This is a genomic window from Paenibacillus sp. Marseille-P2973, from assembly GCF_018101095.1.
In the GTDB taxonomy this organism is placed as follows: domain Bacteria; phylum Bacillota; class Bacilli; order Paenibacillales; family Paenibacillaceae; genus Fontibacillus; species Fontibacillus vini.
Window position 1 is genome coordinate 33,597 of the sequence record NZ_JAGQEH010000010.1, and the last position, 11,770, is coordinate 45,366.

General features: G+C 52.4%; 9 protein-coding genes. 2 read left to right on the forward strand and 7 right to left on the reverse strand.

All coding sequences use genetic code 11. The features are described 5' to 3' along the window. Window positions 1–89 precede the first annotated feature (89 nt). The 6 genes from pgmB to KB559_RS18225 form a co-directional block, all read right to left on the reverse strand. Entirely contained in the window at window positions 90–731 is a 642-nt protein-coding gene (gene pgmB / locus KB559_RS18200) for a beta-phosphoglucomutase (RefSeq protein ID WP_211023639.1), read from the reverse strand. Window positions 732–760: 29 nt separating this feature from the next. After that, window positions 761–3,064 carry a glycoside hydrolase family 65 protein gene (locus tag KB559_RS18205; RefSeq protein WP_211023641.1) on the reverse strand — a complete coding sequence of 768 codons (2,304 nt, stop codon included), beginning with the start codon at window positions 3,062–3,064 and terminating at the stop codon, window positions 761–763. Window positions 3,065–3,072: 8 nt separating this feature from the next. Further along, complete coding sequence (locus KB559_RS18210) at window positions 3,073–5,376, reverse strand: glycoside hydrolase family 65 protein (RefSeq protein WP_211023643.1); 2,304 nt, start codon at window positions 5,374–5,376, stop codon at window positions 3,073–3,075. A 114-nt stretch (window positions 5,377–5,490) separates the two neighbouring features. Beyond that, window positions 5,491–6,447, reverse strand: a complete 957-nt coding sequence (locus KB559_RS18215) for a formylglycine-generating enzyme family protein (RefSeq protein WP_211023646.1) — start codon at window positions 6,445–6,447, stop codon at window positions 5,491–5,493. A gap of 96 nt (window positions 6,448–6,543) precedes the next feature. Beyond that, complete coding sequence (locus KB559_RS18220) at window positions 6,544–7,416, reverse strand: TauD/TfdA dioxygenase family protein (RefSeq protein ID WP_211023648.1); 873 nt, start codon at window positions 7,414–7,416, stop codon at window positions 6,544–6,546. 26 nt (window positions 7,417–7,442) lie between these two features. Then, the gene (locus KB559_RS18225; protein WP_211023650.1) at window positions 7,443–8,330 is read right to left on the reverse strand and encodes a TauD/TfdA dioxygenase family protein; all 888 of its coding nucleotides are present in this window, start codon (window positions 8,328–8,330) and stop codon (window positions 7,443–7,445) included. 420 nt (window positions 8,331–8,750) lie between these two features. On the opposite strand from KB559_RS18225, the gene KB559_RS18230 reads away from it, so the two are divergent. Beyond that, window positions 8,751–9,518 (forward strand): ABC transporter ATP-binding protein, encoded by a 768-nt coding sequence (locus tag KB559_RS18230; RefSeq protein WP_211023652.1) that lies wholly within the window; start codon window positions 8,751–8,753, stop codon window positions 9,516–9,518. A gap of 46 nt (window positions 9,519–9,564) precedes the next feature. Then, window positions 9,565–10,389, forward strand: coding sequence for an ABC transporter permease (locus tag KB559_RS18235; protein WP_211023654.1), 825 nt, complete (start codon window positions 9,565–9,567; stop codon window positions 10,387–10,389). A 317-nt stretch (window positions 10,390–10,706) separates the two neighbouring features. Here the strand turns inward: KB559_RS18235 and KB559_RS18240 are convergent, their stop codons facing one another. Then, window positions 10,707–11,723 carry an aliphatic sulfonate ABC transporter substrate-binding protein gene (locus tag KB559_RS18240; RefSeq protein WP_211023655.1) on the reverse strand — a complete coding sequence of 339 codons (1,017 nt, stop codon included), beginning with the start codon at window positions 11,721–11,723 and terminating at the stop codon, window positions 10,707–10,709. Window positions 11,724–11,770: the final 47 nt, after the last annotated feature.

Consider the following 11,770-nt stretch of genomic DNA (forward strand, 5'->3'; position numbering starts at 1 on the left):
AGTAAAAAATAAATCGCGGTGACATGAAAAAAGACCCTGGGCTATACCAGGGCCATAATTCCATATTCTATTGTATTCCTATTCGGGTTCTAATGAATTTCAGCCAGTTCGTACAGGCCGTTAATCACGCGATCGGCTTCCGCCAAAATATCCGCACTTCCGATGCCGACCACCTTGCTGCCGGCCGCTTTCCCCGCCTGCACTCCGGCCGCCGCGTCCTCGAACACGACGCATGCAGACGGCTCCAATCCCAGCGCGGCGCTGGCCGCCAAGAACACCTCGGGGTCCGGCTTTGCCTTGGACACTTTCGTTCCGTCGATGACCGCATCGAACAGATCCGCAATCCCGAGCCGGTTTAGAATAAACTCCGCATTTTTGCTCGCCGAGCCGAGAGCAACCTTAACTCCCCTGCTTCTAAGTTGCAGTAAATACTCCCTCGCTCCCGGCAAAATCTCCGAAGGCTCCAGCCGGGAAATATAGTCCACATACTCCTTGTTCTTGGCGTCAGCCATCTCGAGCCGCTCCGCTTCGTTCGCTTCAACACCGCCGACTTCCAGCAAGATTTGCAGCGATTCCATCCGGCTGACCCCTTTAAGCCGTTCGTTGTCTTCCTCGGTAAATTCAAACCCGAGCGACTTCGCCAGCGAGCGCCAAGCCAGGTAGTGGTATTTCGCCGTATCCACGATCACTCCGTCCAAATCGAAGATCGCGCCTTTCATCGTTTCCAGCATGATGTTCTCTCCTTGCTTGATTCTATTTTTTACAGATCGACTTGAGCCGTCTCGCCAGGTGCGACCTGAACTTCATGAGTCCCGAGCTTGAAAGCTACCGCCTCGTTATTATCCGCTCCGGCTTCAACGACAACGCCGGTCGGCATGACCCGAACCTTGAAGGATTGACCTCTCAGGATCAGCGGGAGCTCCACCGCCTGCCATTTGTGCGGCATCGATGGTTTAATGCTCACCGTGCTTCCATCGAAAGAGATCCCGGCGAAGCCAAGCACGGCCGCCATCCATGCCCCGCCATTGGCCGCGGGATGCGTGCCGCCGATATACAAATCCCCGACGTATTGCTTGGAATCCCCGGTAAGATCAATGGTCGCCGTTCGCAGGAAGTAGGGATATGCCCATTCCGATGAACCGATATCCGCGGCCACCAGAGCATAGATACAGGAGCTAAGGCTTGATCCGTGCTCGGTGCGAGGTTCGTAATACTCCCAGTTCGCCTTCTTCGTTTCCCGGTCGTAATGGTTCTGGAACAGATGCAGCATAAGCACCACGTCGGCCTGCTTCAGGATTTGCGTGGTCGTAGCCAGGCCGTTGCCCCCGCCCCAATATTCGTTCTTGTTCAACACTCTCGATTTCAGCTCCGGCAACGGTACGTCTTCAAGGGTATAGTATCTATCGAACTGCTCGATCAGCTTAGTCTTGGCGTCCGGCTGCGGCACATACAGGCGATCATGCAGATCGCGGACCTGTTCCGGCTGAATCGCGCTTCTCTTAACAAGCGTTTCATATTGCTCCGGGTCGTTCGCGCGAAGAAAATCCATGGCTTCCAGGGCAATGTATAGGGCTCTTTTGACCAAGGCATTCGTAAACGCGTTGTTGTTCACCCGCTCATGGTATTCGTCCGGTCCGGTAACATCGAGAATTTCGTAGCGCTGCTTGCCGGGATTGAAATAGGCATAGGAGTAAAAGAATTTTGCGCACTCCCATACCGTTTCCGCTCCGCCGTTCAACAGGATGCTGTCGTCACCGGTAAAGCTGTAATACTGCCAGATCCCGTAAGCCACGTCCGCGCTGATGTGCACCTGCTTGTCGCGGAAATAGGTGCGCATCGGCCGCCCGGTAAACACATCGTTCACGTTGAACAGCGTGCAAGCGTCATCGCCGGTCTCCTGGCTCTCCCAAGCATAAAACGCGCCTTCATAACCGTATTCCGCCGCTTTTCTTCTCGCCCCGTCCAGCGTATGAATCCGGTACATCATCAGATTACGGGCCGTTTCCGGCTGCGTGTACAGAAAGAACGGAAGCATGAACATTTCCGTATCCCAGAACACGGCTCCTTTGTACACCTGACCCGACAGTCCGCGGGCCGGGATCGACAGCTTCTCCGAATGCTCCGGCGCGATGATCAGCAGCTGATACAGGCTGTAACGCAGAGCCAACTGAGCCTCTTCGTCGCCTTCAATCACCACATCGGCGCGGCTCCATTTCTCTTCCCATTTCGCCGCGTGCTCCTTCAGCAGCGATTCGTACCCGAGCCCGGCTGCTTCGCGGCTCAGCCGAAGCGCAGCTCCGTCGGCATCTCCCGTACCGTCCAGGCCGGTAAACACCGCTGCGTATTTATAGATCGTATACGTTTCGCCCGCGAGGCACGGGATCCGGATTTCCCGGATCAGCGAGACCGAGTCTGTCTTCACGGCTTGCTCACCTACATCGAAGCTTGCCGTTTCCGCGACAACTACAGGCACTTTCAGCTCCCGCGTCATTCCGGCAAGCAGCAAGCTGCCTTCAGCTTCACGACCGGCTAACCCTTCGAGATGCGGGCCGTTGATGTCCCACACCTCACCGTCGATCCCGGTCCGGATCACCAGCTCACCGTCAGCGCTGGATTGCACCGTCAATTTGGCGGCGAGCAAATTCAACCGCTCCGCGCTGCAGAACCGCTCCGCCGTCAGCGTCACCCGGCGCTCCTCCGCGTCGCCGCCGGGAACGCGAAACACCGTCCGGCGGCGATGCACCGCCCGCCGGATATCGAGCTGCTGCTCGTGCTCCAGCAGCTCCACCCCAGCCCCGGCCCCGGCTCCGCCAGTCAGGACGCCGAGAGGCGTCCCTTCCCATTCGAGCCGGGTAAACAGCCCGTTCGGCGCGTTCACAGGTTCGCGCCATTTCCCTTCCACCCGGTCATACAATCCGGCCAGCGTCGTGGCCGTCAGCTCCTCCCGGGTGAATTCCTCCATCGTCCCGCGGTATCCCATGTACCCGTTGCCGATCATGAATTTATTGCCGTTCGCGGCTATGCGTTCTTTATCAAAGCCCTGTTCACGTATGATCCAATCCATGGCCATGGTCATCCTACTTTCACCTGGTCCAAAGAAACCTTGATGCCTTCGGAGCCTACCCGATAGGTTTGGCCATAGAGGGAAATATCCACGGGTTCGCCCGACTCGGCCCGGAAGGTCGCATATTCCTTGTTCACTTCAACGGCCAGTTTCGTACCCTGGAACGTAATCGGGAAGCTGTAATGCTCCCAACGCTCAGGAATGCTCGGATTAAACACCAGCTTCTCTCCATCCGAACGCATGCCGCCAAAGCCGTATACAATGTTCATCCAGGCTGCGGCAATCGACGTCGTATGCAGCCCTTCCCGGGTATTGCGGTTATAATTGTCCAGGTCGAGCCGCGTAGCAAACTCGAAGAACTTGTAGGCTTCCTCCGGCCGGCCGATCTCTGCGGCGATAATCGAATGGATCGACGGCGACAGCGACGATTCATGGATGCATCTCGGCTCGTAGTAATCGTAGTTGGCACGCTTCTCTTCAAGCGTGAACTGACCGCTGTACAGGAACATGAACATCAATACATCCGGCTGTTTGATCATGTCGTACCGGTACAATCGATCGTAGGACCAATGCGAATACAGCGGGAATTCCGTCACCGGAATAGCGAGGATATCCAGATGGGGCATATCGAAAAAGCCGTCATGCTCTTCAAACACGCCGCTCTCCCGGTCCTGCGGAATTTTCATCGTTTCGGCCTTGTGCTTCCAGTCGGCCATCTCCTGCTCCGTCAATCCGAGCCGCTCCGCAAGCGCCTCAAAAGCGGCCGTCTCCTCGTCTCGCATTTGCCGGATCACATCGAGCGTATATTCGAACATTTTTTTCGCCATCAGGTTGATGTAGCAGTTGTTGTTAACCATGAGTTGGAATTCATCCGGTCCCATGACGCCGAAATACCCGTATTCTCCGGTCTTCTGCCCGAACTGCCCACGGGTCGCGTAGAAGCGGCTGATCTGAATCAGCATTTCCAGGCCTTTGTCGTATAAAAACCCGGTATCGCCCGTTATGTTGACGTAGTGGCGGATGCCGTAAGCGACGGCGGTCCCTACATGCAATTGCAGGTTCGAGTGCTGCCACAGATCGCAGCTCTCCGTCCCGTCGATCGTGGCGATCGGATAGAACGCCCCTTCGCAGTCCAACTCCTTAGCCCGCTGCAGTGCGTAAGGGAGTGATTTATAACGGAACTCCAGCAGACTTTTGGCCGCCTTCGGATTGTTAAAAATATAAAACGGCAGGCAATACGACTCCGTATCCCAAAACGCCAGGCCCCGGTAAGCTTCGCCGGTCAGCCCTTTGGCCCCGATATTGAAGCCCGGGTTATCGCCGTGGTAAGTCTGATACATCTGAAAAATGCAAAACCGGATCCCCTGCTGATTTTCCGGATCTCCTTCGATCACAATGTCCGAGGATTTCCAGACTCTTGTCCAATACGCCAGCTGCTGCTCGGCAGCCTTGTCATAACCTATGCCGGCATATTGCCCGGCAAGTTCAATCCCTTTTTGCCAAACGGATTCGTGATCCAGAGAGAGGTCTTTTTCCGCATAATTCACAGCCAGCTTATCGAGCGTCGTGCTTTTCCTTTGCTCCAGCTTGAGCGTGACGTTCCGGCCGATAAAACAATCGCTTTCTACGGGCGAGCTGTCCAGCAAGTCGGAAGCTTCCAGCCGGAAGGCGGAGAACAGCCGGTTCTTCGTATTCACGGTTTGGGCCAAAATACCGGACATTCCGCCGGTTTCCTGCCGTTTCAACGTCCCCCAGTAGCCCCGGCCCTGATCCTCATGCTGGACGGAAAAATCCAGACCTGTACGGACCTGTACCGTGCCGGAGAAATTCAGCGGTTCGAATACGATCCGCTGACAGCCCAGGTTGGAGACGGTCATACTGACAAAGCGCTCGAACCGGAGCTTTATGTCTTTTCCGTTCGAAAGATGCCAAACGAGCTCCCGGGTGTAAATTCCGCTTTTGAAATCCAACTCTCTGCGATAATCGGAGAACCGGCTTGCGGCCAGATCCAAAGTCTCTCCATCCATCGTAATCCGGGTATACAGCCAATCCACCGCATTCACCATGAAGCGCAGCGATTTGATAATCCCTTTATAGTGGGCTGCAACCTTGCTCTCTTCAAACAGCCCGTTGAAATAACTTCCCAGCAGGCTATCTCCGCCGTACCCTTCTTCCGGATAGCCCCTGACCCCCATATATTCATTTCCCAGCGAAAAAATCGACTCGGAAACCCGGTTGCGCACCGGGTCAAACCCTTCCTCCACGACTTTCCAGGGATCGACCTGCAAGTATTTGTCTGCGATTTTCGGCATGATCCGTTCCTCTCCTTTACGCTTTTGCTCTGTACTTCTCCAGATTAGCCAAAAGCGAAAGGCCGCCCAATGTCCAACTCTCATGAGCTTATGTGCAATCTTACGAAGTTTGGGTTACGAAAGGTCGGCCGCGCAGCGGAAGCCCATATGTCCCGTGGAGCTGTCTGCCGTATTAAAGGTCCGTGCGGAAATCCGGTACCGGCTGCAATAAGAGCTGTGGCACAGGTAGGACCCTCCCTTGATCAATTTCACGGAATGGTCCGTTAAGGAGGGGGCTTGGTCCTGCACATTCCGGTTTGCGACGAACGTATCCGCGCTCCACTCCCATACATTTCCCGCCATATTATAAAGCCCGAATTCATTCGGCTCATAGCTGTCAACCGGGGCGGTGCCCCGGAACCCGTCTTCGGCGGAGTTGATCTCCGGGAACTCGCCCTGCCAAATATTGCAGTGATGCTTCTCGCCTTGATGCAATTCATTTCCCCAAGGATACCTAATGTCCGGTATTCCGCCTGAGGCGGCATATTCCCATTCGGCTTCCGTAGGCAGACGCTTGCCCGCCCACTTGGCATAGGCATTCGCATCATTCCATGACACGTGTACGACCGGATGGTTAAGCCGGTGTGCGATCGTGGAATTGCCTCCTTCGGGATGTCTCCAACTGGCTCCTCGAACACCGAACCACCACGGTGTGCTCTCCGGCACGCCTATGATCTCCTCTCTTGCAACGGAATCTGCGAATAAGTGGAACACAAACGACCAGCCGTATTGCTCGGCATCGGTGATATATCCCGTTTCCGCGATGAAAGATGCAAACTGTTCATTGGTAACCGCAAACCGGTCTATGTAAAAAGAGTCGAGTCGCACCTGGCGGCGTACCGTCTCTCCGTCCTCTTCCGAGCTCTCGGCAAACGAGGAGCCGAGTAAATATTCCCCGGCCGGAATCACCGCCATTCGGGCCGGATCGAAGACCGTGCTATGTTCTGCGCCGACACGGGTTTCCGTCTTAGGAGCCACCAGATTTCTTGATACTGCGCAGCATGATTTCAAATGAGAGGATGACTTGGACATCATAATCGCACTCCTGGCGTAATGGATTTTTATAAATAGCAAAACTGCCGAATCACCCAAGTATTCGGCAGCAGTCTAGCCTTACAATAGATTACATTATTGAATTGAAGTGCTGGGCTCGTTCTCCCCGTTTACAGGCACCTCCTTGCCAACCGTAACGCGGCGCACGACTCGGTGTTCCTCGTAATCGGCGATCGCGTAATGCTGTGTGGCCAGGTTATCCCAGATCACCACATCGCCTTCGCTCCATTGCCAGCGAACGGTATTTTCCAGGCGCTCTACATAGGAATCGAAAATGCTCAGCAATCTTTGCGAATCGCCGCTGCTGAAGCCGGCCAATTTCTTAACGAATCCGCCTAACAGCAAATGCTTCTTCCCTGTTTCAGCATGAATGTGCACCACCGGATGCTTTGTCTTAAACACCGTGGATGAGAATACGGCCCTTGCCTTCTGTAACGCCTCCTCACCTTCTTTGGTCAGGGATCCGTAATCATACTCATTCGTATGAATGGCCCACAGTCCATCCGCCAATTCCTTCAGCTCCTGAGGCAGGTCCTCATAGGCCGTATTCGTGTTAGCCCATACCGTATCTCCACCAACGGATGGAATCGTTACGCCTCTTAAGACCGAATATTTGGGCACCTCTGTGACGAAGGTTACATCCGTATGCCAATGATTCGCCTTGGCCCCATGTTGGGAATCCAATTCAAAAATATAATTGGTCTTGTCTTTGACAGGAACCGTAGGATGGGCATAAGGCTCGCCCAGCAATTTCGCGAATGCTTCCTGCTCGGCATCATCCAAATGATTCTGGCCCTTGAAGAAAATAACCTTATACTCTATTAGTGCCTGCCTGAGCTCTTCGAACACTTCCGGATCCAAGTCCCCTCCAAGCTTCACTCCCGAGATCTCCGCACCAATCCGCCCCGCTCTTGGAACCACTTGCAATTTCTGTTGTTGTGTCGGCATCTTATCTCCTCCTCGTTATCATTCTATTAATTTTTATAAAATAGCTCGCTCGATTCGCCATGCAGATTCTTCGGCACATTCTTGCCGACGGTTACGCGTCTTACGATCCGCTGCTCGGTATAATCATCCACGGCATAATGCTGTGTGGCCAGGTTATCCCAGATCACGACATCGCCTTCCGACCATTGCCAGCGTACTGTGTTTTCCAAACGAGTAACATAAGATTGAAGGGTGCTGATCAAAGATTCGGACTCACTGCTCGAGTAACCGACTAACTTTTGCGCAAAATTGCCGAGCAGCAAGTGTCTTTTTCCCGTTTCCGCATGCACATGAACTACTGGGTGCTTCGTTTTATATACGGTGGCCGCAAACGCATTGCCAAACTTCTTGGCAAGCTCCTCGTTGCTGGCCCCTTTGTAAACCGTTAGCTTCGCATAGTCAAATTCATTGGAATGAATCCCCCAGGCTTCATCCGCTAATATTCTCAAGCCTTCCGGCAGATCCTCATAAGCTGTATTCGTATTGGCCCATACCGTGTCCCCGCCCACACTAGGAATTTTCACTCCTCTGAGTACGGAGTATTTGGGAACCTCCGGAACGAAGGTTACGTCCGTATGCCATTGATTTGCCCGGGCGCCCGAGTGAGAGTCAAGTTCCAGGATCGAGCTCGTGTTGTCCCTGACCGGTACGGTTGGATGGGCATACAATTCGCCGAGCAACCCGGCGAACGCTTCTTGCTCCGCATCATCCAAATGGGTTTGGCCCTTGAAAAAAACAACCTTGTACTTCAGCAAGGCCTGCTTGATCTCATTGAACACTTCCGGTGCCAAGTCTTTACCTAACAGGACGCCCTGGATTTCCGCCCCGATGCGGCCTGCGACAGGCACCACCTTGAGTTGCTGCTGAGTCGTCATTTCTCATGCCCTCCAATATACTTAGATTTATCGATAATCACTTACAACGCATTAGTTTGACAAAAAGAAAAGAGATTTGACGGGAAGCAAACCTTGCTGCTTCTCATCAAATCTCTGCTTGTGCAGTCGATTCGGTTTCTTTAGGAAACTAATGAATTCCATTGTATTGATTATGCGCTTATGCCTTGAACGTATCTTAGCAGGGCAAAAAAACAAGTGTCAAGCATTATTTTTATTAAACCAATAAACTTAGTTGGTATTATGTATTGATTATAGAATTGATAAATGATAAATTAATACCAATTCCATGCAATGTACGCATTGAATCGACTAGGCATACTAGAGATTCGGCGAAATGACTGCGGTCATTTGGCTGAATCTCTTTTTTGCATTTTACAAGAGAAAGGATGGGAATTGGATATGGCAACCGCTTTGGAGATTAACCAAGTCAGCAAAACATTTAAGAATGATCGTGGAGGCGTTCATGTACTGGATCACTTGGACCTGACCGTTCAGGAAGGTGAATTCGTAAGTGTCATCGGGCCAAGCGGATGCGGAAAAAGCACGCTGCTCAAGCTCATCGCCGGACTGGATTCCGACTTTCACGGCCAAATCGCGGTGGGCGACCATGAAGTCCACGGCCCTTCGATCGACCGGGGATTTATTTTTCAGGAGCATCGATTGTTCCCTTGGTTGACGGTGGAGAAGAATATTGCAGGCAATCTGTCATTAAGGGATCCCGAGGTTCGTTCCAAAGTGAATCATCTCATCGCGCTTGTGAATCTGGGAGGGTTTGAGAAAGCCTATCCCCGCCAATTATCCGGGGGGATGTCCCAGCGGGTGGCCATCGCCCGTGCGCTGCTGCGCAATCCGAAGGTTCTGCTGCTGGATGAACCTTTTGGCGCCTTGGACGCTTTTACCCGGGCTCATTTGCAGGAAGCTTTGCACGATATTTGGGAGAAGAACAAAACGACGATGGTGCTCGTTACTCACGACATTGATGAATCCGTTTATCTGTCCTCCAAGGTGGTGGTGATGGATGCCAAACCGGGGCGGATCAAAGCCGTTGTTCCGATAGACCTTCCGTACCCGCGTACAAGATCAAGCAAGGCCTTCCAGGAGTTCAGAACCGTCATTCTGGAACATCTGGACCATAAACCTAACGAGCCCGATGATTTCAGCATTTAACTCACTTTATTCCCGGAAACAGACATGAGAAAGGAGTAGCATCCTAATGACAACGATAACTCTAGCGGAAAACAAAGAAAATACCTTAAAACGAAAGAAAAGGTCATGGGACCGGGGGCTCGCCCTGTTTAGAGCCTTGTTTTTACCGGTTGTGGCATTGCTGGTATGGGAGGTGTTGACGAGACTGGGAGCTTTGCCGTCCCTGCTGTTCTCTTCTCCTTCGCTTATTCTAACCCGGGCCGTCAACCTGATCTCCACGGGAAAACTGTGGGAACATATGGAGATCAGCCTGTTCCGCGCGCTGCTGGGCTTCTTGCTCGGAGGCGGCCTGGGCCTGGCGTTTGGCATCATCGTCGGAATGAACCGGAAATCCGAGCAATACATCAATCCCTCATTTCAAATGATCCGTACCATCCCTTTGCTGGCGATCACGCCGCTATTCATTTTATGGTTCGGCTTCGGCGAACTGTCCAAGATTCTGCTCATTTCGCTCGGCTCGTTCTTCCCCTTATATTTGCAGGCTTTTCTCGGAATCCGAAACATCGACAACAAGCTGTTTGAAGTCGCGAGAATTATGGAGTATACCCGCCTTCAGCAGATTACGAAGCTGATGATTCCCTCCGCCCTCCCCAATATATTGCTGGGAGTAAGGTTATCCCTCAGTGTTGCGTGGATGTGCCTTGTAGCCGCTGAGCTGCTGGGCGCGGATAAAGGCATAGGCTACATGATCCAGGATGCCAGGTCATTTATGCAGACCGACACCGTCTTCGTCGGAATCATCATCTTTGCGCTTGCCGGCAAACTGTCCGACTCCTTCGTTCGTGTGCTGGAAGAGAAGCTGCTGAGATGGCAGGATAGCTTTAAGGCTTAAACCAATGCTTAGTTTAAAACCGATTACGCTGCACCAAAAGGCGCCCCCCATTGGATTAAATCCAATGAGGGGCGCTTTGCATGTGCGATTAATAGTGTCTCATTGGATGAAATCCAATGAGACGAACAGAATGGACACGGATTTACTCTTAACTCCGCCGTTCTGTTGGATTTTATCCAATGAAACTAACGGTACATGGATTGAACCGCCCTATTGATTGGATAATTTCCAATGAAAAGTCACTTCTCTATCATAATCCGCAAAAGTTATGCAAAAAAGCACGCGCCGCCGTTGTACATGCGAGCGCGTGCTTTCTTCTACTTCCTGATTCCTTCAATGTACGTATTATCTACATAAGGCTTGATGTCCAGCTTCTCGGTTAAGTATCCGAGATCCGTTAGGATGTCGGCCGAGTCTTGCAGCTGCTTCAATATTTCCTCCGAAGGCGGGTTATTCTCATACTTGGCGTTGGAGGCGAAGGTTTCGATTAACGCCCGGTCACGGCCGGAGTTTTTTGCCGCCAGCGTAATGAATTCCTCGTGGTTCTCCTTCTCCAGCTGGAGCGCGCGGTCAATGACCTTCAGGAAGATTTCCACGGCTTCCGGATGTTCCTTCGCGAATGCCCCGCGGGCGATGTAAAAGGTCGGGGATACGACATCCAGAGATTCTCCCGAAGCTATCAGCTTCGCACCGTTCTTGTTCAATTCGATTTGCGCGAACGGATCCGCGGTCACCCAAGCATCCAACTGTCCGGTCTGGAATGCCGGCTGTGCATCCGTGATGACCAGATTAACGGCTTTTACATCATCCAGTTGAAGATCCGCCGTTTTAAGAGCTTTCAGGAGAAATACATGATGGGAAGTCCCCAATTGAACTCCTATTTTCTTGCCCTTCAAGTCGGCTATCTCTTTAATGTCGCTATTCGCCGGTACGATCAAGTAGTTTACTCCGTACAATCCGTTAGACAGCAGCGAAACCAATTTAACGTCCAGCTTGTTGTTGATACCCGATAAAATAGCTCCTTCGCCCAAAACGGCCAAGTCAATCCGTTTCGATGCCAGCCCTTCGTTGATCGGGGGACCTGCAGGGTGGTTCGACCACTCCACATCGGCGCCTATTTTTGCCAACTCTTCTTCAAGCCACCCTTTTTCCTTGATTACATGCAGGTTGGACAGCCCCATATTTGCGACGCTGACCGTGAATTTGGCTTTGGCATCTTTGGCATCGGCCTTCCCTTCCGTGCCGGCGACGGTCGATGAATTGCAAGCCGGCAAAATGATGAGCAGGACGATAAACAACAGCAATATCGATAATTTATATTTAGGTTGATTCATGGGCAAAACCCTCTCTTTTCATAAGTATGGTCCATTGATCCGCTAAT

Excerpts from the sequence above, each read along its gene's own strand:
- KB559_RS18220 (WP_211023648.1), bottom strand. The coding sequence starts at position 7,416 with ATGCCGACACAACAACAGAAATTGCAAGTGGTTCCAAGAGCGGGGCGG.
- KB559_RS18210 (WP_211023643.1), bottom strand. The coding sequence starts at position 5,376 with ATGCCGAAAATCGCAGACAAATACTTGCAGGTCGATCCCTGGAAAGTC.
- KB559_RS18235 (WP_211023654.1), top strand. The coding sequence starts at position 9,565 with ATGACAACGATAACTCTAGCGGAAAACAAAGAAAATACCTTAAAACGA.
- KB559_RS18240 (WP_211023655.1), bottom strand. The coding sequence starts at position 11,723 with ATGAATCAACCTAAATATAAATTATCGATATTGCTGTTGTTTATCGTC.
- KB559_RS18205 (WP_211023641.1), bottom strand. The coding sequence starts at position 3,064 with ATGGATTGGATCATACGTGAACAGGGCTTTGATAAAGAACGCATAGCC.
- KB559_RS18225 (WP_211023650.1), bottom strand. The coding sequence starts at position 8,330 with ATGACGACTCAGCAGCAACTCAAGGTGGTGCCTGTCGCAGGCCGCATC.
- KB559_RS18230 (WP_211023652.1), top strand. The coding sequence starts at position 8,751 with ATGGCAACCGCTTTGGAGATTAACCAAGTCAGCAAAACATTTAAGAAT.
- KB559_RS18215 (WP_211023646.1), bottom strand. The coding sequence starts at position 6,447 with ATGTCCAAGTCATCCTCTCATTTGAAATCATGCTGCGCAGTATCAAGA.
- pgmB (WP_211023639.1), bottom strand. The coding sequence starts at position 731 with ATGCTGGAAACGATGAAAGGCGCGATCTTCGATTTGGACGGAGTGATC.